At 73.6% G+C, this 23,991-nt stretch carries 19 protein-coding genes; 6 read left to right on the top strand and 13 right to left on the bottom strand.

What is annotated here, in order from left to right; all coding sequences use genetic code 11:
• Positions 1-276 precede the first annotated feature (276 nt).
• Positions 277-2,499, top strand: coding sequence for an NADP-dependent isocitrate dehydrogenase (locus tag ACGFSC_RS17655; RefSeq protein WP_359898448.1), 2,223 nt, complete (start codon positions 277-279; stop codon positions 2,497-2,499).
• 107 nt (positions 2,500-2,606) lie between these two features.
• Here the strand turns inward: ACGFSC_RS17655 and ACGFSC_RS17650 are convergent, their stop codons facing one another.
• Both ACGFSC_RS17650 and ACGFSC_RS17645 read right to left on the bottom strand, forming a co-directional pair.
• Complete coding sequence (locus ACGFSC_RS17650; RefSeq protein ID WP_359898449.1) at positions 2,607-3,194, bottom strand: YdcF family protein; 588 nt, start codon at positions 3,192-3,194, stop codon at positions 2,607-2,609.
• Positions 3,195-3,372: 178 nt separating this feature from the next.
• A complete protein-coding gene (locus ACGFSC_RS17645) occupies positions 3,373-4,380 on the bottom strand; it encodes a cytochrome c oxidase assembly protein (RefSeq protein WP_359898450.1) in 1,008 nt (335 codons plus the stop codon).
• A 202-nt stretch (positions 4,381-4,582) separates the two neighbouring features.
• Here ACGFSC_RS17645 and ACGFSC_RS17640 point away from each other — a divergent pair, with 202 nt between their 5' ends.
• The gene (locus ACGFSC_RS17640) at positions 4,583-5,548 is read left to right on the top strand and encodes an NAD(P)-dependent oxidoreductase (protein ID WP_359898451.1); all 966 of its coding nucleotides are present in this window, start codon (positions 4,583-4,585) and stop codon (positions 5,546-5,548) included.
• A gap of 39 nt (positions 5,549-5,587) precedes the next feature.
• Here ACGFSC_RS17640 and ACGFSC_RS17635 read toward each other — a convergent pair whose 3' ends face one another.
• From ACGFSC_RS17635 to ACGFSC_RS17605, 7 genes are all read right to left on the bottom strand, one after another.
• Positions 5,588-6,637, bottom strand: a complete 1,050-nt coding sequence (locus ACGFSC_RS17635) for a CU044_5270 family protein (protein ID WP_359898452.1) — start codon at positions 6,635-6,637, stop codon at positions 5,588-5,590.
• Positions 6,634-7,269: an RNA polymerase sigma factor gene (locus ACGFSC_RS17630; protein ID WP_359898453.1), complete on the bottom strand. Its 636-nt coding sequence runs from the start codon at positions 7,267-7,269 to the stop codon at positions 6,634-6,636. Before ACGFSC_RS17630 ends, ACGFSC_RS17635 begins: the two co-directional genes overlap by 4 nt.
• A 112-nt stretch (positions 7,270-7,381) precedes the next feature.
• The gene (locus tag ACGFSC_RS17625; protein ID WP_359898454.1) at positions 7,382-8,377 is read right to left on the bottom strand and encodes a 2-hydroxyacid dehydrogenase; all 996 of its coding nucleotides are present in this window, start codon (positions 8,375-8,377) and stop codon (positions 7,382-7,384) included.
• Between the two features lie 119 nt (positions 8,378-8,496).
• Positions 8,497-9,522, bottom strand: coding sequence for a 6-phosphofructokinase (locus ACGFSC_RS17620; protein WP_359898455.1), 1,026 nt, complete (start codon positions 9,520-9,522; stop codon positions 8,497-8,499).
• A 352-nt stretch (positions 9,523-9,874) separates the two neighbouring features.
• Positions 9,875-10,603: a glutamine amidotransferase gene (locus ACGFSC_RS17615; protein ID WP_359898456.1), complete on the bottom strand. Its 729-nt coding sequence runs from the start codon at positions 10,601-10,603 to the stop codon at positions 9,875-9,877.
• A gap of 46 nt (positions 10,604-10,649) precedes the next feature.
• On the bottom strand, positions 10,650-11,912 hold the full coding sequence (locus ACGFSC_RS17610; protein ID WP_359898457.1) for a MurT ligase domain-containing protein: 1,263 nt from the start codon (positions 11,910-11,912) through the stop codon (positions 10,650-10,652).
• Between the two features lie 286 nt (positions 11,913-12,198).
• Positions 12,199-12,894, bottom strand: coding sequence for a GNAT family N-acetyltransferase (locus ACGFSC_RS17605; RefSeq protein ID WP_359898458.1), 696 nt, complete (start codon positions 12,892-12,894; stop codon positions 12,199-12,201).
• Between the two features lie 262 nt (positions 12,895-13,156).
• Here ACGFSC_RS17605 and ACGFSC_RS17600 point away from each other — a divergent pair, with 262 nt between their 5' ends.
• The 3 genes from ACGFSC_RS17600 to ACGFSC_RS17590 all read left to right on the top strand — a co-directional run bounded on the left by ACGFSC_RS17600 (position 13,157) and on the right by ACGFSC_RS17590 (position 17,925).
• A complete protein-coding gene (locus ACGFSC_RS17600; RefSeq protein ID WP_359898459.1) occupies positions 13,157-17,083 on the top strand; it encodes an amino acid adenylation domain-containing protein in 3,927 nt (1,308 codons plus the stop codon).
• A gap of 182 nt (positions 17,084-17,265) precedes the next feature.
• Positions 17,266-17,481 carry a hypothetical protein gene (locus ACGFSC_RS17595; RefSeq protein WP_359898460.1) on the top strand — a complete coding sequence of 72 codons (216 nt, stop codon included), beginning with the start codon at positions 17,266-17,268 and terminating at the stop codon, positions 17,479-17,481.
• 153 nt (positions 17,482-17,634) lie between these two features.
• Positions 17,635-17,925: a muconolactone Delta-isomerase family protein gene (locus ACGFSC_RS17590; protein ID WP_359898461.1), complete on the top strand. Its 291-nt coding sequence runs from the start codon at positions 17,635-17,637 to the stop codon at positions 17,923-17,925.
• A 9-nt stretch (positions 17,926-17,934) separates the two neighbouring features.
• On the opposite strand, the gene ACGFSC_RS17585 is transcribed toward ACGFSC_RS17590, so the two are convergent.
• The 4 genes from ACGFSC_RS17585 to asnB all read right to left on the bottom strand — a co-directional run bounded on the left by ACGFSC_RS17585 (position 17,935) and on the right by asnB (position 23,490).
• Complete coding sequence (locus tag ACGFSC_RS17585; protein ID WP_359898462.1) at positions 17,935-18,402, bottom strand: hypothetical protein; 468 nt, start codon at positions 18,400-18,402, stop codon at positions 17,935-17,937.
• Between the two features lie 129 nt (positions 18,403-18,531).
• Positions 18,532-20,031, bottom strand: coding sequence for a pyridoxal-dependent decarboxylase (locus ACGFSC_RS17580; RefSeq protein WP_359898463.1), 1,500 nt, complete (start codon positions 20,029-20,031; stop codon positions 18,532-18,534).
• A 159-nt stretch (positions 20,032-20,190) separates the two neighbouring features.
• Positions 20,191-21,309: a hypothetical protein gene (locus ACGFSC_RS17575; protein WP_359898464.1), complete on the bottom strand. Its 1,119-nt coding sequence runs from the start codon at positions 21,307-21,309 to the stop codon at positions 20,191-20,193.
• Positions 21,310-21,639: 330 nt separating this feature from the next.
• Complete coding sequence (gene asnB / locus ACGFSC_RS17570; RefSeq protein ID WP_359898465.1) at positions 21,640-23,490, bottom strand: asparagine synthase (glutamine-hydrolyzing); 1,851 nt, start codon at positions 23,488-23,490, stop codon at positions 21,640-21,642.
• A gap of 216 nt (positions 23,491-23,706) precedes the next feature.
• Between asnB and ACGFSC_RS17565 the strand changes: the two genes are divergently transcribed.
• Positions 23,707-23,982, top strand: coding sequence for a hypothetical protein (locus ACGFSC_RS17565; RefSeq protein ID WP_359898466.1), 276 nt, complete (start codon positions 23,707-23,709; stop codon positions 23,980-23,982).
• Positions 23,983-23,991: the final 9 nt, after the last annotated feature.

Genomic DNA, 23,991 nt, shown 5'->3' with positions numbered 1-23,991 from the left:
CCGGTCGAGCGCTCCGCTTGCCGTGCGTGCCGACCCGGACCACCGTGGAGTTCGGCCCCCGGCACGTCCTGCGCCGCGCCCTGCGTCGAGTCCTGCGCCGAGCCCCGCTCACGGCTGCCGGAGCGCCCCGCCGCGAGCGCCGCGGCGCCCGCCGACCGGACCCGTGCGGGACCGGAACGCGACCGGAACGCGACCGGAAACGGGGGGAGGTGGAGCCGGAGGCCCGTGACGAGATATCTTGACGTCAAGACGTTGGAGACGTGAAGCGGAGTACCGATGACTGACTCGACCATCATCTATACGCACACCGACGAGGCTCCGGCCCTGGCGACCTACTCGTTCCTGCCGGTGGTCCAGGCCTACGCCTCGACCGCGGGTGTGCGCGTGGAGACCCGCGACATCTCCCTGGCCGGGCGGATCATCGCGAGCTTCCCGGAGCGTCTGACCGAGGCGCAGCGGATCGGCGACGCGCTGGCCGAGCTGGGTGAGCTGGCCAAGACCCCGAGCGCCAACATCATCAAGCTGCCGAACATCTCGGCCTCGGTGCCGCAGCTCAAGGCCGCCGTCGCCGAGCTGCAGGCCCAGGGCTACGCCCTGCCGGACTACCCGGACGACCCGCAGACCGACGAGGACAAGGACGTCCGCGCCCGCTACGACAAGGTCAAGGGCAGCGCCGTCAACCCGGTCCTGCGCGAGGGCAACTCGGACCGCCGCGCCCCGCAGTCGGTCAAGAACTACGCCAAGACCCACCCGCACCGCATGGGTGCCTGGACGGCCGACTCGAAGACCAACGTCGCCACCATGGGTGAGAACGACTTCCGGTCCACCGAGAAGTCCGCCGTGATCGCCGCCGACGGTGCGCTGCGCATCGAGCTGCTGGGCGAGGACGGCGCCACCACCGTGCTGCGCGAGAAGGTGCCGGTGCTGGCCGGCGAGGTCGTCGACGCCTCGGTGATGCGGGCCGCCGCCCTGAACGAGTTCCTGGCCGCGCAGGTCGCCCGCGCCAAGGCCGAGGGCGTGCTGTTCTCGGTGCACCTCAAGGCCACCATGATGAAGGTCTCCGACCCGATCATCTTCGGCCACGTGGTCCGCGCCTTCTTCCCGAAGACCTTCGCCAAGTACGGCGAGGTGCTGGTCGCCGCCGGTCTGAACCCGAACAACGGCCTCGGCGGCATCCTGGCCGGCCTCGACAACGTGCCGCACCTGGGCGCCGAGATCAAGGCCTCCTTCGAGGCCGAGCTGGCCGAGGGCCCGGCCCTGGCCATGGTCGACTCCGACAAGGGCATCACCAACCTGCACGTGCCGAGCGACGTCATCGTCGACGCCTCGATGCCGGCCATGATCCGCACCTCCGGCCACATGTGGGGCCCGGACGGCAAGGAGGCCGACACCCTCGCCGTGCTGCCGGACAGCAGCTACTCCGGCGTGTACCAGGCCGTCCTCGACGACTGCCGCGCCCACGGCGCCCTGGACCCGGCGACCATCGGCTCGGTGCCGAACGTCGGCCTGATGGCCCAGAAGGCCGAGGAGTACGGCTCGCACGACAAGACCTTCGAGATCGCCGCCGCGGGCACCGTCCGCCTCGTCGACGCCGAGGGCAACGTGGTGCTGGAGCAGGCCGTCCAGCCGGGCGACATCTTCCGCGCCTGCCAGACCAAGGACCTGCCGATCCAGGACTGGGTCAAGCTGGCCGTCACCCGCGCCCGCGCCACCGGCGTCCCGGCGGTGTTCTGGCTGGACGAGAACCGCGCCCACGACGCGGTGCTGATCGAGAAGGTCAAGCAGTACCTGCCGGAGCACGACACCACCGGCCTGCAGATCGAGATCAAGTCCCCGGTCGAGGCCACCACGTTCTCGCTGGAGCGCATCCGCCGCGGCGAGGACACCATCTCGGTGACCGGCAACGTGCTGCGCGACTACCTGACCGACCTGTTCCCGATCCTGGAGCTGGGCACCAGCGCCAAGATGCTGTCGGTCGTCCCGCTGATGGCGGGCGGCGGCCTCTTCGAGACCGGCGCCGGCGGCTCCGCCCCGAAGCACGTCCAGCAGCTGGTCAAGGAGAACTACCTGCGCTGGGACAGCCTGGGCGAGTTCTTCGCGCTGGCCGCCAGCTTCGAGCACCTGGCCACCACCACCGACAACGCCCGCGCCCAGGTGCTGGCCGACACCCTGGACCGCGCCACCGGCACCTTCCTCAACGAGGACAAGTCGCCGAGCCGCCGCCTCGGTGGCATCGACAACCGCGGCAGCCACTTCTACCTGGCCATGTACTGGGCCCAGGAGCTGGCCGGGCAGACCGCCGACGCCGAGCTGGCCGAGGCCTTCGCCGGCCTGGCCGCGACGCTGACCGAGCAGGAGTCGGCCATCGTGGACGAGCTGATCGCCGTCCAGGGCTCGCCGGTCGACCTCGGCGGCTACTACCAGCCGGACGCGGCCAAGGCCGCGGCCGTGATGCGCCCGTCCAAGACCTTCAACGAGGCGCTCGCCAACCTCGGCTGAACCCGGCCGAGCTGAGCTGACGAGAGGCCCCGGGTCCGCATCGGACCCGGGGCCTCTCGGCGTTCACGTCCGGATCGCCGGTTCGGTGTTCACGCCCGGACCGCTGTTCACGCCCGGCCGAGCAGGGCGAGGGCGGTGCCGACGGCCTCGCGCAGCAGGAGGTACGGGCCGTGGGCCAGCGGGCCGTCCGCGCCGAGCACGGCGGCGGTGGCGCCCGCCCGGCGGGCGGCCAGCGCGGAGCGGACGGTGTGGAAGCCGTTGGTGACCACCGTGCAGCGGTAGCCGGGGCGCTCGGCGGCCATCAGGGCGGCGCTGAACCGCAGGTTCTCGGCGGTGTTCACGGCCCGCTCCTCGCGTCGGATCCGCTCGGCCGGGACGCCCCGGGCGGTCAGGTAGCGGGCCATCGCGGCGGCCTCGGTGCACTCCTCGTGCGGGCCCTTCCCGCCGGTCACCAGGACCAGTGGGGCGTACCCGGCGGCCTCCTCGGCGGCGAAACGTTCCAGCGCGGCGTCCAGCCGGGCCGCCAGCGGGGGAGCGGGCTCGCAGCCGTCCAGCGCGGCGCCCAGGACCACCAGGTAGTCGGAGCCGGCCGGCGCGGGCCGACGGCGCTGGTACAGCGCCACGCCGAGGAAGCCGAGCGGCCAGAGCAGGGCGGACCCGCAGAGCAGGACGGCGACGAACAGCAGGACGTGCATATCCGTTCGAACGCCCGCGGCGGAACGACCGTTCCGGGGCCCGGCGGAACCCCTGTCCCGCGGCCGTTCCGGCCTCTCGTGGGCCCCTGCTGCGCGGGCGCCCGGAAACGGCGGAACCCCCGTTCCGGAGGCGGAACGGGGGCTCCCGGGAACAGGGGTTCCGCGGCGGGCGGCGGGCTCAGCCGACGTCGGCCGCCGGGGCGGCGCCGGTGACCGGGGCGGCCGGGGCCGTGCCCGGGCGCCGGTCACGCTTGTGCAAGGAGGCCAGGTAGGCGTTGTACGCCTCCAGCTCGGCATCGCCGGTGCGCTCCTCGGAGCGGTCGCGGCGGCGGGCCTGCCGCTGCTCGGAGCCCATCCACTGGTAGACCAGCGCGATCAGCACGATCGCGGTCGGGATCTCGCCGAACGCCCAGGTGATGCCGCCGGCCAGCTTCTGGTCCTCCAGCAGGTTCGTCCCCGGTGGCGCGCCCTCCACGGTGAAGGTGGTGACCAGCGGGTGGGCGGCCATCATCACCGCCACGCCGAAGAAGGCGTGGAACGGCATCCCCATGAACAGCTCGATGATCCGCATTACGTGGCCGGGGCGGTGCGGGCCCGGGTCCACGCCCATGATCGGCCAGAAGAAGGCCAGACCGGTGAGCAGGAAGTGCACCATCATGAAGATGTGCCCGAGGCGGTACTGCATCAGGAAGTCGAACAACGGGGTGAAGTAGACCCCGTACAGGCTCGCGATGAACATCGGGATGGTGAACGCCGGGTGCGAGACGATCCGGACGTACCGGCTGTGCAGCAGCGCCACCAGCAGCTCGCGCGGCCCGCGTGGACGGCCCTTGCCGGTCGGGCGCAGCGCCCGCAGCGCCAGCGTGATCGGGGCGCCGAGCAGCAGCAGGATCGGCGTCAGCATGGAGAGCACCATGTGCTGGATCATGTGCGCGCTGAACAGCACCATGCCGTAGTCGTTCAGTCCGGTGCAGGTGACCAGCAGCAGGCTGGCGACACCCATCGCCCAGCCCGCCATCCGGCCGATCGGCCAGCGGTCGCCGCGCCGGTACAGCCGCACCACGCCCGCCGCGTACAGCCCCAGGAGGACCAGGCCGCCGAGCAGGAACACCCAGTCCGGCGACCAGGTCCAGACGTTGGACAAGGTGAACGGGCCTAGTCGGGTCATCCCGCCGTGGTGGTGCATGCCTGACATTCCGTCGCCCATCGGCGGGTCCCGCTTTCCGTCCTCGTGGTCCCCGCTGGGGGTCCGGTTCGCCCGTTTTGCTTGGTCTACAGCCTAGGTGGGCCTTACCTCGGGCCATCCCCCCACCCCCTCCGTACGGGTGCCTCCCCACGGGGGCGCCCGCTGGCTAGACTGACCGGCCGGTCGGCAGGGAGGCTCGGAGATGGCGACGGAACACGGATCCGCGGCGCGCCCCGCGGTCGCACTGACCGGGGCGACCGGCTTCATCGGCTCCGCCGTGCTGGCGGCCCTCACGGCGCGCGGCGTCCCGGTGCGGGCACTGGCCCGCACACCGCCCCAGGACGCCGCTCCCGGCACCGCCTGGGTACCGGGCGACCTCGCCGACCCGGCCGCGCTCACGGAGCTCTGCACGGGCGCCGGGGCCCTGGTGCACCTCGCCTCCCGGGTCGACGGCGGCGCCGAGGAGTGCGAGGCGGTGAACGACCGGGGCACCGCCGCCCTGATGGCGGCCGCCACCCGCGCCGGGGTGCGGCGGATCGTCCACCTCTCCACGGCGGCGGTCTACGGCGAGGGCCCGCACACGGACGTCGAGGTGGACGAGGTGCCGCCCGCCCCGGTGTCCGAGGCCAGCCGCACCCGGCTGCTCGGCGAGCGCCACGCGCTCGCGGCCGGCGGGTACGTGCTGCGCCCCGGGCTGGTGACCGGCACCGGCGACCGCTGGGTGGTGCCCGCGCTGGCCGAGCTGGTCCGCCGGGTGCCGGTCCGCTGGGAGGGCGGCAGCGCCCGGCTCTCCCTGGTGGACCGCACCGACCTGGCCCGGCTGATCACCGCGCTCGCCCTGGAAGAGCACGCCGCCCCGCCGGGCGTCCACCACGCCTCGCACCCCGGGCCGGTCCGCGGCGGCGACCTGATCGCCGCCCTGGCCGCCCTCGGCCTGCTGCCCGCCCCGGACGGCCCGGCCGTCCCGTGGGAGGAGTGCCGCCGGCTGCTGGCCGCCGCCCCCGGCCGGGTCTCCGAGCGGCAGTTCGGCCTGATCGCCCGCGACCACTGGTACCGCAGCGAACGGATCTGGCGGCTCGCCGCCTGCCCGCCCGGCCCCGGCCCGCTGGCCCGCCTCCCGGAGGCCGCCGGCTGGTACCGCGAGGCGCTCGGCCTGAGCGGGTCCTGACCGACAGGGGCGTAGGCAGCCCCGCCCGGCGTGGCACCGTCAGGCCGTGGCCTGGCCGGCGCCGGGACGCTGGTTCTTCGCGTCGACGACGGCCCGGGTGAGGATGGTCGTGCGCTCCACGACGGTGCCGGGCTTGACGCCGTTGACCTCCCGGACCTGCACGCCACGGCTGCCGAGGTACTGGTGGCTGTCCCGGTCGAAGATCCACTCCGATCGCTCGCCGGTCTGGGGGTCGAGTCGCGCCAACGCGATGCCGTCGCGGCCGGAGGCGTCCTGCGCGTGCTCGACCACGACGACGCCCGGGATCTTGCCGGCGGCCTCGTAGAGCGAGGCGGCGAGGCCGGACGGGACGAGCTGCTCGCGGATGATGGAGCCGATCTCGTTGAACGCCTGCTGGTCGTGGTCCCGGGTGCCGCTCACCGTCGAGTAGACGGACTTCAGGAACGCGTCGGGGTCGGCGGGTTGGGCCGCCAGCCACGTGTAGGACAGCTGCTTGCGGGGCTCGTTGGTGTCCAGCGTGATGCCGCCCTTGTCCTGGTAGCCCGGCTCGTCCAGCCAACCCTTGGTGCCGTCGGGGGACTTCCACACCTCGCGGTCGTGCAGCGGCTGGACCCAGGTGACGGACTCCCCGGTGTCCGCGTTGTGACGGGTGGCCATGAAGGAGACCTGGCTCTTGATGTAGATGTACTGGCCCGGCCCGGGCTGGGGCGTGGTGCGCGCCGTCGCGGCGGCGGCGATCGCGTGGACCGTCGAGGCGAGCTGGACGGTGCTCCCCTCCTCGATCTGTACGACGGGGGCCTTGACCGGCTTCGGGGAGGCAATGGTGCCGGCCGAGTTGCTCAGGGAGACGACCACGGCCAGGGCCGCGGCCGCGGCGACGGGCGCCGCGAAGAGGACGGTGCGGCGCAGCGGGCGCCGTACCGGGGACGCCGCGGGGGCGTGGTCGGGCCGGTGGATCTCGCTCATCAAGTGCTCCTCGAGCAGGTCCTGGCGGCTGGCCGCCAGTTGGGGATCGGCCGGCGCCGGCAGCAGACGGGCCAGTTCCGCGTGGTCGAGCGGTTCGGTGCGCCGCCGCGAGTTGCGGATCATCGGTGCGTCTCCTTGTGCGGCCGGGCCGCAGTGCTGCGGCTGTCCTGTACTTGTCCGGGGATCGGGAGCGGTTCCGTGTTCTTCTTCGCGGCGCGCAGTTCCTCGGCCGCGAGTCCGCGCAGTCGGGTGCGGGCGCGGGAGAGGCGCGAGCGTACGGTGCCGACGGGTACGCCGAGGGTGGCTGCCGCTTCCGCGTAGCCGAGCCCGGACCAGACGCAGAGGGCGAAGACCTCGCGTTCCGAGCGCCGCAGGCGCCCCAAGGCCTTGTGGGCGGCCGCGAGTTGCTCGGAGTCGGCCATGCGGCCGACGAGTTCGTCGGCGAAGTCGGGGACCGGATCGGCCGCGGGCATGCGGGCCATGGCCGCGCCGTGGCGGCGGGCGGCGCGCGTCGTGTTGCGCAGCACGTTGACGGCGATGCCCATGAGCCAGGGGCGTGGACTGTCGCCCTCGTCGCGGAGTTTCCCGCGCAGGCGCCAGGCTTCGAGGAAGGTCAGCGAGACCACGTCCTCGGCGAGTGCCCAGCTTCCGGTCACGCGCACGGCGTGGCGGTACACCAACGAGGCGTGGTCCCGGAAGAGGTCGCGGAACGCTTCGGGGTTCCCGGCCCGGAGCCGGGAGTGTGGATGGTTCACGTCATGCCTTGTCCGAGCGGCGACACCGGTTCCCGTGACACGGGTCACCACCCGCGGCGGGCACGAGAGTACGACTGCGGACCGAGGAGCTCGCGTTCCGGATTCCGGTGGGCTACTTCCTGGGGACGAGGGTGTTCTCGTTGGTGCGGCCGGCGGCGTGGTCGTCGATGTTGCGGGCGGTGGCGTCGATGATCTGGCCGACGGCGGTGCGGGTGAAGTAGGCCTGGTGGCTGGTGACGAGGACCTGGGGGAAGGTGACGAGGCGGGCGAGGGTGTCGTCGGTGATGCCCTCGATGGAGCGGTCGGTGAAGAAGACGCCGGTCTCCTCCTCGTAGACGTCGAGGCCGACGCCGGAGAGGCGTCCGGCGCGCAGGGTCTCGACGAGGGCGGCGCTGTCGACGAGGCCGCCGCGGCTGGAGTTGATCAGGATGGCGTCGTCCTTCATCCGGGCGAGGGCGGCGCCGTCGATCAGGTGGTGGGTGGCCGGGAGCAGGGGTACGTGGAGGCTCACCAGGTCGGCGCGGGTGAGGAGTTCGGGCAGTTCGGTGTAGTGCATGCCGAGGTCGAGGCAGGCGGGGTTGGGGGCGATGTCCCAGCCGAGGAGTTCGGTGCCGAAGCCGGCGGCGATGCGGGCGAAGCATTCGCCGATCTTGCCGGTGCCGATGACGCCGACCGTCATGCCGTGGATGTCCCGGCCGAGCAGGCCGTCGAGCCGGAAGTCGAACTCGCGGGAGCGGTTGGCGGCGCGGGTGAGGCGGCGGTTGACGGCGAGGGCGAGGGCCCAGGCGTGTTCGGCAACTGAGTACGGGCTGTAGTGGGAGACCCGGGCGACGGTGAGGCCGAGTTCGGCGGCGGCGTCGAGGTCGATGTTGTTGAAGCCGGTGGAGCGCTGGGCGATCAGCTTCGTTCCGCCGGCGGCGAGGATGGCGAGGGTACCGGCGTCGAGGACGTCGTTGACGCTGCTGCTGACGGCGGGGTAGCCGGCGGCGAGCGGGGCCGTGTCGCGGTTGAGGAACACGTCCAGGCAGCGCAGCCCGTGCCGGCCGGCGAAGGCCTGCTCCAGCAGCGGCCGCTCGTCGGCCTGTACTCCGTACGCGAGGATCTCCATGCCGGACACGCTAACGGCCGGGGCCCGCGGACGCCCGCCGGATGCGGCGGCCCGTCCCCGGGACGCGCCGAGGCCCCCGGACGGCGCGGTCCGGGGGCCTCGGGAGGGGCGGAGGGCGGTCAGATGACCGTCTCGGCCTCCAGGTAGCGGTCCTGCGGCACGGTCTTCAGTTCGGCGACCGCCTCGGCCAGCGGCACCAGGTTGATGTTGGTGCCCTGCAGCGCGGTGATGTGCCCGAAGGCGCCCTTGTGGACGGCCTCGACGGCGTGCCAGCCGAAGCGGGTGGCGAGCACCCGGTCGTAGGCGGTCGGGGTGCCGCCGCGCTGGGTGTGGCCGAGGATCACCGGGCGGGCCTCCTTGCCGAGGCGGTGCTCCAGTTCGCGGGAGAGCTGGGTGGCGATGCCGGTGAACCGCTCGTGGCCGTAGATGTCCTTGGTGCCCTCCTCCCAGTGCATGGTGCCGGGCTCGGGCTTGGCGCCTTCGGCGCAGACCACGATGGCGAACTTCTTCTGGCGGTCGAAGCGCTCGCGGACGACATCGGTGAGCTTGTCGATGTGGAACGGGCGTTCCGGGACGACGATGGCGTGGGCGCCGGCCGCCATGCCCGCGTTCAGCGCGATCCAGCCGGTGTGCCGGCCCATGACCTCGACGACCATGACCCGCTGGTGGGACTCGGCGGTGGTCTTCAGCCGGTCCAGCGCCTCGGTGGCCACCGAGACGGCGGTGTCGAAGCCGAAGGTCACGTCGGTGGCGGCGATGTCGTTGTCGATGGTCTTCGGCACCCCGACGATCGGCAGGCCCGCGTCGCTCATCAGCTTGGCGGCCTTGAGGGTGCCCTCGCCGCCGATCGGGATGACCGCGTCGAGGCCGAGGTCGGAGCAGTACCGCTTGGCCCGCTCGACGCCGTCCCGCAGGTGGCTCGGCTGGACCCGGGACGAACCGAGGATGGTGCCGCCCTGGGCCAGGATGCCGCTCACCGAATCCAGGGTCAGGGGGCGGTGGTGGCCCTCCAGGAATCCGCGCCACCCGTCCTCGAACCCGATGATCTCGTCGCCGTGGTCGACCACCCCCCGGTGGACCACGGAGCGGATCACCGCGTTCAGGCCGGGGCAGTCACCGCCGCTGGTCAGCACTCCAATACGCATTAGCTTTGCAACTCCCGAGCAGAACCGAGGAACGGCCGGACTACAGGCTGGGACGACGAGCCGTCACCGTAACGGGGCGCTCCCACGCCGCGATGGCGGGGAGGTGGCCGTGGGGTGAAGGACCGGCCGATCCGGACAGAACGCCCGAAAACGGCCGTGAAGTCGAGCATACGGCCCCTGGTCCGGCCGGGCAGGAGCCGACGCGGGAGCGGCGCCGTCGGCGCCCCCGCGCGGAATTGCAGCCTGCTGCCGAGGAGGGTGTGCAGTAGGCAGCCCCATTGTGGTACTTCCGGGGCCACCCGCGGACCGGGTGACCGCATGGCGGGCACCCGGCCGGGGCGTACCGGACGTACTACTGGGGGCGCGTCGCGGCCGCGATGCGCTCGGCGCGCAGCGCGTCGTACCAGGTGGTGTCGGCCGGCGGCAGGGCGTTGACGTCCAGCGCCAGCTTGAGCAGCATGTCGGCCACGGCGGGGTTGCGGGCCAGCACCGGGCCGTGCAGGTAGGTGCCGAACACGGTGTCCCGCCAGGCGCCCTCGGTGCCGTCCCCGGTGCCGTTGCCCCGGCCGACGGAGACGGTGGCGAAGGGCTGCACGCCCTGGCCGAGATGCGTGACGCCCTGGTGGTTCTCGAAGCCGGTCAGCTGCGGCAGACCGAGCCGGGGGTCGACGTCGGCGAGCACGTCGCCGACGCAGCGCTCGCCCTCGCCGCGGGCGGTCCAGACGTCGAGCAGGCCCAGGCCCGGCTCGCGCTCGCCGAGGTCGTTGATGAACTCGTGGCCCATGATCTGGAAGCCGGCGCAGACGCCGAAGATGATCGCGCCGTTCTCGGCGGCCCGCACCAGGCCGCTGTCGGCGCGCAGCCGCTCGGCGGCCAGGCGCTGCGGGCGGTCCTCGCCGCCGCCGATCAGGTAGATGTCACCGCTGGTGGGGATCGCCTGGTCGGAGCGGACGTCGATCCGGGTCACGTTGAGGTGGCGCTGGCGGGCCCGGCGCTCCACGACCAGGGCGTTGCCCCGGTCGCCGTAGGTGCTGAGCAGGTCCGGGTAGACCCAGACCACGCGCAGGCTGCTCTCACTCATCCTCGAAGGCCTTCCGTCACGTAAAGACTGGTGTGCGGGCGCGGCATCAGCCGGCCACGACCTTCCGCAGCTGCTGGAAGGCGGTGTAGTTGGCGATGGCCTCGATCCGGCCGGGCGGGGCCATCCGGACGGCCTGCTCCAGGGTGTCGACCACGTGGAACTGGAGTCCGGCGACCTCCAGGCGGACGGCCAGGTCCAGCTTGCGCTGGCCCATCACGAAGACCGGGTGCCCGGCGAGGCGCTCGTAGTCGACGTCCCACAGCCAGGAGGTGTCGGTGCCGTCGGCGTCGAGGGCGTTGACGGAGAGGATCACCGGGGCGGGCGGGCCGTCGATCAGCGAGAAGGTCTCCAGCCAGCCGGCCGGGTTCTTGGCCAGCAGCAGGCGGATGTCCCGGCCCTGGTACTGGACCACGTCGTAGCGGCCGGCCACGGCGGCCACCGAGCGCATCCGCTCCAGGGCGACCTGCGGGGCGACGCCGAAGACGGCGGCGACGGCGGCCGAGCTGGTGGCGTTGGCCAGGTTGGCCCGGCCGGGCAGCTGGAGCTGGATCGGCCAGGCGCCGCGCTGCGGGTCGATCACGTGGGTGCCCTGGAGCGCCCAGTGCGGGTTGGGCCGGCGGAAGCCGCAGTCCTGGCAGAACCAGTCGTCGCCGGGGCGCTGCATCACGCCGCCGCAGGCGGGGCACGACCAGGCGTCCTCCTTCCAGGCCTGTCCGGCGGCCACCCAGACCACCTTCTTGCAGGAGGAGGCGGCCCAGGTCACCAGCGGGTCGTCGGCGTTGGCGATGACCACGGCCTCGGTGTTCTGGAGGCCCTCACGCCACTTCTCGGCCATCATCCGGGTCTCGGCGGCGCGGTCGAGCTGGTCGCGGGAGAGGTTGAGCAGGGCGATCGCCTTGGGGCGGGTGTCGCGGGCGACCATCGCCAGGTACTTCTCGTCGACCTCGATCACGCCGAAGCGGGCGTCCGTGCCGCCGGCCAGGGCGGAGGTGATGCCGGCGGGCATGTTGGCGCCCAGGGCGTTGGAGACCACCGGGCCGGCGGCGCGCAGCGCCTCGGCGATCAGGCGGGTCGTGGTGGTCTTGCCGTTGGTCGCGCTGACCAGGACGACATCGAGGTGGTCGGCGAGGGTGGCGAGCAGGTCGGGGTCGAGCCTGAGGGCGACCTTGCCGCCGATCACCGAGCCGCTCCCGCGTCCGGCCTTGCGCGACACGGCGGCGGCGACCCGCCCGGCGGTCACCGCGATCTTCGCGCGGGCCGGCAGCGAGGCGTCGCGTGCGCCTGTGGGCTCCGATTCGGTGCCTGCCATGCTCAGTGGTTCCTCCTTGCTGCGGCACCGCTCGCGGCCGGATAACGGGCCGTCGGGCGGCGGGGACGGGGGTCAGCCTACCGACTCCGTCGCCCGGCCGGACGATCCGGACCCCGTGCCGCCTGCTGCGACGCGTTCGCGGGTGCGGCTGAGGGCCCGTCGAGGAGGGCGGTGTACGGAGCGACCAGGGGGCTTCGGCCCCGGCCGAGCCCCTACTCCTTGACGACGCTCCACGGGCACCGCCGGGTTCCCGAGGTGCCCGGGTAAGGATCTGGTGAAGAAATGATCAGTGGCCCGGACGGTGGGCACAGTCGGCCGGATCGCCGGCGGCCAACGTGGCGGTGATCACCAGGGTGCCGTCCTCGGCCCGGAAGTCCAGCGGCGCGCCCAGCCGGCGCATCGCGGCGATCAGCCCGCTGTTGGTGCCGTGGGTCACCGCGTACACCGTCCGCACGTCGGCTGACCAGGCCGCCGCCGACAGCCGCCGCAGCAGCGCCAGACCCAGCCCGCGGCGCTGCCAGGCGTCCTCGACCAGGACGGCCAGCTCGGCCTCGCCGTCGTCCCACATCAGGTGCCCGAGCGCGACGAGCCGCCCGTCCGGGGCGGTCACCGCGAAGCTGCGGCCGTGCCGGGGGTCCAGCAGGTGGTCCAGGTAGCGGCCGGCGTCGCGGACCGGGCCGTGGTAGCGCTGCCGCAGCGAGACGGGGGAGCAGCGGCCGTGCATCGCCAGCGCCGCCTCCCGGTCGGCCGGCCCGGCCGGGCGCAGCAGCAGCCCGGTCCCGTCCGGCAGGGACAGCCGGGACGGGGCGTCCGGCGTCCGGGCGGCGCGGGTCGCGGGCGGGTGCGGCCGGACGGTCCGGTACGGTCCGCCGGTGAGCGCGGGCAGCCGGGTGGCCTGGCCCTCGGGCGCCGCGCACCTGCGGTCGGACCTGCGGAAGGGCCGGTGCCAGAGCCGTTCGGGGCGTGTGCGTGATGCCTTCATGCCGCCGACGCTACCGACGGTGCGCTTCCGTTCGGTTACGTGATCGTGAACGCGCGAATGCCCGGGGGCGTGGTCGGCGGGGTGGGACCGGGCGGGCCCCGGCCCGGGACCGCGGGCCGCCCGGCCGGGACGGTGTCGGCGCAGGTCACGGCCGGTGCCTCATGCGGGTGGGACGGCGGGCGGCCGACGGTGGGTTGCGTCCCGGTGCTCCTGGTGAGCAGGAGGCCGGGCCCCGTACGTCCACGTACCGAAGGCCGTTCCCATGCGTGACACCCCGTCCGTCCCCACCACCACCGACACCACCGCCGCCACCACCGCCACCACCCCCGTCGTCCCGCACGCCCGCCGCGCTCCGGCCGGCACCGCGCTCACCGGCCTGCTCGACCGGCAGGCGCGCCTGCGGCCCGACGCGCCGGCCGTGCTCGGCGCCGGCGGCGGCCTCACCTTCCAGGAGCTCGTCGGGACCGCCCGCCGGCTGGCCGAGCGGCTGCGCCGCCTGGGCGCCGGCCCGGACGGCTGCGTCGGCCTGTACGTCGAGCCGTCCGTCGAGCTGGTCGCCGGAGCCTGGGGCGTGCTGTACGCCGGCGCCGGCTACCTGCCGCTGTCGCCCGAGTACCCCGAGGACCGGCTCCGCTACATGATCGAGGACAGCGGCACCAGGATCGTGCTCACCCAGGCGCACCTGCGCGAGCGACTGGCCGCGCTGGCCCCGGCCGGGACGGCGGTCCTCGCCGTCGAGGACGCCCCGCCGCCGCGGGACGCGGAGGAGCCGGAGGCCGTCGAACCGGAGTCGCTGGCCTATGTGATCTACACCTCGGGCAGCACCGGCCGGCCCAAGGGCGTGATGATCGAGCACCGCTCGGTGGTCTCCCAGCTGCACTGGATGCACTCCGCGGGCCACCTCGACCCCGGGGTCACCGTGCTGCAGAAGACCCCGATGAGCTTCGACGCCGCGCAGTGGGAGATCCTCGCCCCGGCGGTCGGCGCCCGGGTGGTGGCCGGCACCCCCGGCCTCCACCGCGACCCGGAGGCGCTGGTCGCCGCCGTCCGACGGCACGCGGTGACGGCGCTCCAGTGCGTGCCGACCCTGCTCCGGGCGCTGCTGGACACCGAGGGCTTCGCCGGGTGCACCGGCCTGACCAGGGTGTTCTCCGGCGGCGAGGCGCTCTCCCGGCGGCTCGCCCGCGACCTGGGCCGGGCCCTGCCGCAGGCCGCCCTGGTCAATCTGTACGGCCCGACCGAATGCACCATCAACGCCACCTCGCACCTGGTGGACCCGGCCGATCCGGCCGACGGCGCCGGATCGGTGCCGATCGGGCGCCCGGTGGCCGACACCGAGTGCTACGTCCTCGACGAGCAACTGGTGCCGGTGGCCGCCGACGGCGTGGGCGAGCTGTACATCGGCGGCGTCCAGCTGGCCCGCGGCTACCTGAACCGGCCGGAGCTGACCGAGGAGCGGTTCGTCCGCTCCCCGTTCGCCCCCGGCGAGCGGCTGTACCGCACCGGCGACCTCGTGCGGTGGAACCCGGACGGCACCCTCCAGTTCGCCGGCCGGGTGGACAACCAGGTCAAGCTGCGCGGGTACCGGGTCGAGCTGGACGAGATCGCCCGCGCGATCGAGGAGCACACCTGGGTGCGCCGTGCGGCCGCCGTCGTCACCGGGGACGGCCGCACCGGGCACCCGAACCTGGTCGCCTGCGTCGAGCTCAACCCGCGCGAGGCCGTCCTGATGGACCAGGGCGTCCACGGCGGCCACCACCAGTCCAAGGCCAGCAAGCTCCAGGTCAAGGCCCAGCTGTCAGACCCGGGCCTGCGCGACCGGGACCGGCTGGCGGGCCGCGAGCGGGTCGAGCTGCCCGGCCGGAAGGAGACCGCGGCCCAGCGCCGGGAGGTCTTCGCCCGCAAGACCTACCGCTTCTACGACGGCGGCGCGGTCACCCGGGACGACCTCACCGCGCTGCTCGCCCCGCGCCCGGCCGGCACCTTCGGCCGTGACCCGGAGCTGCTGAGCCTGCCCGAACTCGGCCGCGTCCTGCGGTGGTTCGGCCAGTTCCACAGTGAGGAGCGGCTGCTGCCCAAGTACGCCTACGCCTCGCCCGGCGCGCTGTACGCGACCCAGCTGTACCTGGAGACCGGCGGCCTGGACGGGCTCGCGGCCGGGCTGTACTACTACCACCCGGTGGAGCACGTCCTGGTCCGGATCGGGCCGGCCGGAACCCGGGCCGAGGCGTACCTGAGGCTGCACTTCTCCGGGAAGCACGGCGCCGTCGAACCCGTCTACCGCAACAACATCCGGGAGGTGCTGGAGTTCGAGACCGGCCACATGCTGGGCGTCCTGGAGGAGGTGCTGCCCGAGTACGGGCTGGACGTGCGTCCGCTCGGCCCCGACCCGGCCGTCAAGGACCGGCTGGACGTCGCCGAGGAGGACCACTACCTGGGCGGCTTCGCGGTCGTCCGGGCCGGCGGCCCGGCCCGGGCCGAGCGCACCGAGCTGTACGTCCAGGCCCACCAGGACCGGGTGGACGGCCTGCCGGGCGGCCTCTACCGGTACGCCGAGGGCGAGTTGACGCACGTCTCGGACGAGGTGGTGGAATCCCGGCACGTGATCGCGATCAACCAGGCCGTCTACGCCCGGGCCGCGTTCGGCATCACGGCCGTCGGCCGCGCCGAGGAGGAGTGGCTGGAGTACATCGCGCTCGGCGCGGTGCTGCACCGCCTCCAGCGCAACGGCCTGTCCCTGGGCTTCATGTCCTCCGGCTACAGCTCCAAGTCCGGCCACCCGCTGCCCGCTTCGCGGCGCATCGACGAGATCCTGGCCGGCCTCGGCATCACCCCCGGCCCGTCGTACTTCTTCCTCGGCGGCAGGGTGAGCGAGGAGCAGATCAGCAGCGAGGGCATGCACGAGGACACCGTCCACATGAAGGGCCCGGCCGAGATCATCAAGGACGAACTGGCCACCCTGCTGCCCGACTACATGCTGCCCAACCGGGTGCTGGTGACGGACGCCCTGCCGCTCACCGCGAACGGCAAGGTGGACCTCAAGGCGCTGGCCGCCTCGGAGGCCGTCCGCACGGCCGACGTGCGCGGCGAGTACGTCGCCCCGGCCACCGGGTACGAGCGGTGGCTGGCCGAGGCCTGGGGGCGGGCGCTGAGGTACGAGGACGCCTCGGTGACGGACGAGTTCTTCGCCGCCGGCGGGAACTCGCTGATCGCCGTCGCCCTGGTCCACCGGATCAACCGGGAGTTCGGCATCGCCCTGCCGCTCCAGGTGCTCTTCGAGTGCCCCCGGCTGGGCGAACTGGCCGCGCGCGTCGAGCGGGCCTGCGGCGAGGACGGCGCCGGCAGGGCAGCGGCCGCCGGTTCGCGGCTGATCCGGTTGCATCCGGGAGGGGCCGACCGGGCGGTGTTCTGCTGGCCCGGACTGGGCGGCTACCCGATGAACCTGCGGCTGCTCGGCCGGGAGGCGAGCGGGGACCGGGCCTTCTACGGCGTCCAGGCGCACGGCATCAACCCGGGCGAGACGCCGTACCCGACCATCGGGGAGATGGCCGCCGCCGACGTCGCCGAGCTGCGCCGGGTGCGGCCGCGGGGGCCGTACACGCTGTGGGGCTTCTCCTTCGGCGCCCGGGTCGCCTTCGAGGCGGCCTGGCAGCTGGAGCGGGCCGGGCAGCGGGTGGAGCGGCTGCTGCTGATCTGCCCGGGCAATCCGAAGGTGCGCCGGGCCGACGGCGAGCGGTGGGGCCGCGAGGCCTCGTACGCGAACCAGGGGTACCTGACCATCCTGTTCGGGGTGTTCACCGGCCGGATCAGCGGCCCCGAGCTGGAGCGCTGCCTGGCCGACACGGTGGACGAGCCCACCTTCGTGGCCTCCGTGCACCGGATGCTGCCGGAGCTGGACGAGGAGCTCATCCGGCGGATCACCGGGATCGTCGGTGAGACGTACGAGTTCGAGTACAGCTTCCGCGAACTCGCCGAGCGGCGGCTGGACGCGCCGGTGACCGTCTTCAAGGCCGCGGGCGACGACTACTCCTTCATCGAGGGCAGCACCGGCTACTCGGCCGCCCCGCCCACCGTGGTCGACCTGGCCGGCGACCACTACGGGGTGCTGCGGGAGCACGGGGTGGGCGAGCTGGCCGCCGCGATCCGGGAGGTGGAACGGACGGTCCCCGGGGAGCTCCCGGACCGCTGATCGGATGATGTGGACACGCTCACGGACGGCCCAGGATCCGTGAGCGGGGAAGCCCCTTCGGATAGGGATGGCTCGGCTTTCCGCCGATCCCGACTCCCTACCGAAGGGGCTTTCCGATGTCCGTCCAGTCGTCCGTCCAGTCGTCCGTTCCGCGATCCGGTCCGCCGTCCGCTCCCCGGTCCGTGAAGAACTCCGCACTGGCCACGGCCTGTTGCGCCCTGCTGCTCGCCCTGCCGCTCGCCCTCGCCCAGCCGGCCGCGGCCGCCAACGAGCACAACGGTCCCAAGACGCCCGAGGAGGCCGCCGCCTGCCACCAGGTGCTCGGCGCGCTGCTCGGCGGCTTCGGACCGATGCTCGGCAACGCCGTGTGCGTCGTGCAGCCCGCCGACCAGGGCTGACACCTCCCGGAATTCCGCCGCCGGCGGCGGCCGCCCTCCTCGGGCCGCCGCCGGCACGACCACCCGACCGGCCCACCGGGGGCGGGCCGGTCGTGGCGGCGGGCGGGTGCCGGGCCGAGGATGGGCGGGTGGGGGCGAGAAGGGAGCAGGACCGTGAAGGAGTTCCTGGTCGAGATCACCACCGCCGTACCCGAGGGCACCGCCGAGGAGGAGGTCGACCGGCGGCGCGCCGCCGAGGCCGTCCGGGCCCGTGAGCTGGCCGCCACCGGCCACCTGGCCAGGCTGTGGCGCCCGGTCGGCGAACGGCGCAGCCTCGGCGTCTGGCGGGCGGCGGACGAGGCGCAACTGCGCGCGGAGGTGCTCGGCAGCCTTCCGATGTGGCCGTGGATGACCGCCGTGGTGACCCCGCTCGAACCCCACCCCAACGACCCTGGCCCGGACTGAGGCGACGGCTCAGGCGATGCGGGTCGGCGCGTCCTGGAGGGTGTGGCCGGTGGTGGTCAGCAGTGCCGTCAGAACGGCCGGGGTCACCGAGTGCTCGGTGCGGAGGAAGAGCTCCTGGGGGTGGAGGGAGAGCAGGGTGATCCGGTGGTCGGCGAGGGCGGTGGGGGTGTGGGCGAGGACGGTGGTGCGGACGCGCCAGAGGGTGGTCGGGGGCGGGGCGTGCGGGGACACCCAGGCGTGCAGGAGGGTGACGGCGAGCAGGGCGAGGGCGGAGCCGACGAGGACGGCCGGGCCCTCGGGGCCGTGGACGACGACCTTCGCGACCAGGTCGGCGGCGGTGACGGAGAGGAAGACGGCGGCGAGTTCGACGGTGTCACGGCGCCAGTGACGGGTGCGGCGGGCGCGGGGACCGGCGGGGGCGCGGACGGCGTCGGGGGCACCGGGGACACGGCGGGGAGAGGGCTTCGAATGCTCCATGCCGCCACCGTGCCCGACCGGTGTTTCCCGGTCGGGCATCCGTCGTGACCAGCCGGTTACGGTCCGCGCCGGGCTGTTACGGGAGGAACGCGCGGGGCCGCCCCGGGAGGCCGGACGGCGTCCGGCGGCCTACCCGAGCAGCTCGCGGGCCGCGGCCCTGACCTCGGCGAGCAGGAGGTGGAGGTCGGCCTCCGTCGTGGCGGCGTTGAGGAGGCAGGCGCGGAGCATCTCGGCGCTGCCGAGGCGGGCGCCGGTGACGAAGACCCGGCCGCGCCGCTGGACGGCGGCGGGGAGGTCGCGGTTGAGGGCGTCGCGCGCGGCCTCGTCCAGGCCGGGGGCGCGGTGGCGGAACGCCACGATCGAGGTCTGCACCTCGGCGAGCAGCTCCAACTCCTCGTCGGCCTGGACGAGTTCGCCGAGCCGGCGGGCCAGCGCGGTGCACCGGGCGATGTCCCGGGCGAGGCCGGCGCGGCCCTTGTGGGCGATGGTGGCCCAGACCTTGAGGGCCCGGAAGGGACGGGTCTGCTCGGTGCCGTACTCGGAGAACCAGCCGAGCGCGCCGGCCGCCTCGTCGCGCAGGTAGGACGGGACGAGGCTGAAGGTGCCGCGCAGCTCCTCGGCGTCGCGGACCAGTGCGCAGCCGCAGTCGACCGGGACGCCGAGCCACTTGTGCGGGTCGAGGGCGAGCGAGTCGGCCCGCTCCAGGCCGGCGTAGCGGTGGGCGATGGCCGGGTCGAGCCGGCCGAAGGCGCCGTACGCGCCGTCGACGTGCAGCCAGAGGCCCTGCTCCTCGCAGAGGTCGGCGATCGGGTCGAACGCGTCCACCGCGCCGGTGCCGACGGTGCCCGCCGAGGCGACGACCAGGAAGGGCAGCAGGCCGGCCGCGCGGTCGCGCTCGACGGCTGCCCGCAGGTCGGCGGTGTCCAGCCGGCCGTCGGGGCCGGAGGCCACGGTGCGCAGGTGCCTGCTGCCGAGGCCGAGGAGTTCGGCGGCCTTGCGGACGCAGGAGTGGGTCTCGCCGGTGACGTAGCCGACCAGCGGCGGCAGGCCCGCCAGGCCCTCCTCGCGGACGTCCCGGCCGGCCCGCCGGGCGGCCCGGTCGCGGGCGGCGGCGAGGCAGACGATGGTCGCCATCGAGGTGCCGGAGGTGAGCAGGCCGCCGCCGGCGGGGTGCGGGAAGCCGACCAGCTCGGCCGTCCAGCGGACCACGGCGCGCTCCAGGTGGACGTCGGCGTGGTCGCCGCCGGCCGAGCTGGGGTTCATCGCGGAGGCGGCGAGGGTGGCGAGCACCCCGGCGGGGGCGGGGGCGGAGTTGACCCAGCCGAAGAAGCGCGGGTTGCCGTTGCCCATCGGGTACGGCAGGACGTCGCGTCCGATGGCGCCGATCAGCTCGTCGAGCGGGCGGCCCTCGGTGGGCAGCGGGGCGTCGAGCAGGGCCCGGCGGGCGGTCTCGTCCATGGGCTGCCAGACCGGGCGGCCGGGCAGTTCGGCGAGGTAGTCGGAGACCAGGTCGGCGGTGGCGTGGGCGGCGCGGCGGAAGTCGGTGCCGGGGAGGTCGGTGCCGGGGAGGTCGGTGCCGGGGAAGTCGGTGCCGGGGAAGTCGGTGCCGGGGAAGTCTCCGGTGGTCATGGCGTGCTCCAGGGAGGCCGGGGGGACGGGCTGGGCGAGGCGCGGCGTCCTTGGCGCACCCTGATCAGGCGATGATCGGGCGATCTTACGCATGAGGGCCCGCGCCGTGCGGCGCGGGCCCTCATGCCGGGACCGGGTGTCGGTCGGGAGACCGGGGCGTCAGTCCAGCGAGCCGGACAGGCCGCTCGCCGAACGGCAGTACCCCTGCATCTCCTTGTTGGTGATCTTGGCGCAGAGCCGTCCGGCCGCGCCCCCGTCGGTGTAGTTGACCGTGTAGTAGCTGACCAGGCCCTCGGCGCAGGCCTTGCGCTGCCAGCCGTCGGCGGCGGTGGCGCACTGCTCGGCCGCCCAGTCCTCGCGGTCCAGGTTGTACTTCATGGTGCGCGAGCCGACACCGCGGCTGCAGTCCACCGCCCCGCCGCTCGCCTTGCCGTTGAGGCACCACTTGAGGGCCTCGGCGTAGATCTCGGGGTGGTTCGGGTAGTCGTGCGAGGACAGGAAGAAGGTCGGGGCGTAGAAGAAGCAGGCGGACTGGAACAGCGCCGGCTGGTCCTTGCACGGGTAGAGCGGGTCCTGGGCGAGCTTGTCGGCGGGCAGGTTGGCCTTGGCCTGCTCGTCCTCCTCGTCCGGGCCGAAGAGCTGCATGAACAGGCCCTCGGAGCAGCGGATCCGGTTCTGGTCGGAGGGGAACTTGTTGCACAGGTCGCGGGCCTTGGCGACGTCCTGCTTGACCACGAACATCGTGCCGTGGCCGACGCCGTGGATGCAGGGGCCGCTGTTCTTGGGCGCGCAGAGCTTGAGCAGGTCGGTCTCGGGCTGGGCGGAGGCGTTGAGCATCTCCTCGACCGCGCCGTGCAGGTAGCCGGCCGCGCAGGTCTCGTGCGGGAAGGAGATGACCTTCTGGAAGTCGGCGTTGAAGCGCTTGACCGCCGCGTGGCCGAGCTCGTGCGCGATCGGGTGGCAGAAGCGCACGGTGTACGGCTTCTCCTTGGTGATCCTGTCGAGGTCGGCCAGGGCGACGCCGGGGTCGGTGGCGTCCATCTCGGCCATCAGCTTGTTGCGCAGCGTGGAGCGGGTCCACACCGCGGGGTCGCCGGTCGGGGTGGCGCTCGCCGGCCCGGCCGCGGCCGGCCGGGCGCCGGTGGCGGGGGCCCCGGGGGCGACGGCGGCGGGGGCCGCGCCGGACGCCGCGGGCGACCAGTCGGTGACGGCCACCGATCCCAGGCCCAGGACGCCCAGGAGCAGGGCGGTATGAATCGCGAAGACTCGCGGCTGCATGACGGGATCCCCCGGCGGATCGAGGTGAACGTTTCGCTCCCATCCTGACGGCAGATGAGCGGTTAATCCGCGAATTCGCCCGCCATTCGGGAGGTGTCGGCGACGCTATCGCACGGTCGGACCGCCGGGACCGGCGGGATGCTCCCCCTCACAATCACCCGGACGGAGTATGGGGGCGCGGGCGCGCGTCACTGCGCCGTCCGAGTGGTGGTACCCGCGCCCCGGTGCCCCGCGTGCCGCCGTTCGGGGGCTCCGGCGTCCTCCTCGCGCCGCCGTTCCGGGGCTCCGGCGCTCACGGCCCCGGTGGTCGGGGCGCCGCGCTGCGCCCGTTCACAGCTCCAGCGTCACCTGGTAGTCCGTCAGCCAGGCGTCGAAGTCCAGTGCGAGGTCGACGGCCAGCCGGACGGACTGCGGGTCGGTGTCCGGGGCGAGCGCGTCGGCGAGGCGCCGCCGGTCGAGCAGGTCCAGGGCCGGGGAGGTGCGCTCGGCGGCGAGCCGGGCGAGTTCGGCGCGCAGTTTCGCCGGGTAGTGCGGGTCGGTGGTGACCGGGTACGGGCTCTTCGGCCGCTGGGCGACCGCGTCCGGCAGCACGTCCCGGACGGCGGCGCGCAGCAGGCTCTTCTCCCGTCCGTCGAAGGACTTCATCGCCCACGGGGCGTTGAAGACGTACTGGACCAGCCGGTGGTCGCAGAACGGCACCCGCACCTCCAGCCCGTTGGCCATGCTCATCCGGTCCTTGCGGTCGAGCAGGATGCAGACGAAGCGGGTCAGGTTGAGGTACGAGATCTCGCGCATCCGGCGTTCCACCGGATCCGCCGCCGGCAGGTGCGGGACCTCGGCGATCGCGTCGCGGTAGCGGGCCCTGCGGTAGCCGTCCAGGTCGAGCTTGCGGAGCAGTTCGGCGTCCAGGAGGTGTTCGCGCGGGGTGGCACCGCCGCCGGCGATGCCGGTGAGGCCGAGGGCCCAGGGGAAGTCCTCGACGGCGACGGTCTTCGGGTCGTGGAACCAGCGGTAGCCGCCGAAGAGCTCGTCCGCGGACTCGCCGGACAGCGCGACCGTGGAGTGGCGGCGCACGCCCCGGAAGAGCAGCAGCAGCGAGGTGTCCATGTCGCCGACGCCGTTGGGCAGGTCACGGGCGCGCAGCACGACGGAGCGCCGGGACGGGTCGGTCAGGTCGGCGGCGTTCAGCTCGACGACGCTGTGGTCGGCGCCGACGTGCGCGGCGAGCAGCCGGGCGAACGGGCCGTCCTGGGTCTGCCGGACGTCGTTGGCGTGGAAGGTCTCGCTCTGCCCGGCGAAGCCGACGGAGAAGGAGCGCACCGGGCCGGCCCCGGCGGCGCCCAGCGTCCGGGCGGCGAGGGCGGTGACGGCACTGGAGTCCAGGCCGCCGGAGAGCAGCGAGCAGAGCGGGACGTCCGCCTCCAGCTGGCGGTGCACGATGTCGTCCAGCAGGGCCCGGACGGTGGCGACGGTGGCCTCCAGGCTGTCACGGTGCTCGCGTGCCTCCAGCGCCCAGTAGCGGCGGACCGACAGGCCCTCGCGGCGCACCCGGACGACGTGCCCGGGCCGGACCTCGTGGATGTCCCGGTACGGGGTGAGGCCGGGGGTGCGGGTGTAGCCGAGCAGTTCGCGCAGCCCGTCCAGGTCCACCACCGGGCGCACGGCGGGGTGGGCGAGCAGGGCCTTGACCTCGGAGCCGAAGATCACGCCGTCCGGGGTGCGGTGGTAGTACAGGGGTTTGACGCCCATCCGGTCGCGGACCAGCAGCAGTTCCTCGCGCCGGACGTCCCAGACCGCGAAGGCGAACATGCCGTTGAGCCGCTCGGCCAGGTGCTCGCCCCATTCCAGGTAGGCGCGCAGCACGACCTCGGTGTCGCTGCGGGTGCGGAAGCGGTGCCCGGCCGCCTCCAGTTCGGCGCGCAGTTCGCGGTGGTTGTAGACCTCGCCGCTGTAGGTGAGCACGGCCAGCGTCCGGCCGTCGTGCTCGGCCGTCATCGGCTGGACGCCGCCCTCGATGTCGATCACCGCGAGCCGGCGGTGGCCGAGCGCGGCGTGCGGCTCCAGGTGGACGCCGCCGGCGTCCGGGCCGCGGCGGACCTGGGTGGCCGTCATCGCGTCGAGGACACCCCGTTCGGCGGTGAGGTCGCGCTCGAACGCGACCCATCCGGTGATCCCGCACATCAGCAAGCCTCCGGTCTTCCGCTTCGTGTTCAGGGGGTCACGCTACGTGCGGAGTTGGTGCCGCTTCAAGGGGCTTTCGGGAACGGGGGTGATCGGGTGGTCGTTCGGCGGTCGAATGTGAAGAAGGAGTGAATCCAGTCTGAAAGTCGTAATGTCTGCCCGATTTCGGGCAGAAACTTTGGCTTAGACGGGCCCGCCGACCTAGGCTCCTCACTCGTGCCGAGCTCACCCCACCCCCACGAAGACCTCCTCGCCCACCTCACCCGGACCAGCCCGCTCGGGCCCCGGGAGGCGGCGCGGGTCGTGGCGGAGGTGCTGGCGTACTTCTCCGAGAGCACCGAGGACTACGTGCGCCGCCGCCACACCGAGCTCCAGGCGCGCGGACTGACCAACGAGCGGATCTTCGCCCGGCTCGCCGAGGAACTGCCGCAGCGCCGGGTCTCGGCGCCGGAGCTCTCGGCCCGCCAGCTGCGGCGGATCGTCTACGGCTGAGCCGTCGTT

The organism is Kitasatospora sp. NPDC048715 (assembly GCF_043198905.1).
Taxonomy (GTDB): Bacteria; Actinomycetota; Actinomycetes; order Streptomycetales; family Streptomycetaceae; genus Kitasatospora; species Kitasatospora lactacystinica.
Note: the sequence above shows the minus strand (reverse complement) of the source record. Positions and strands in the feature narration are given on the sequence as shown.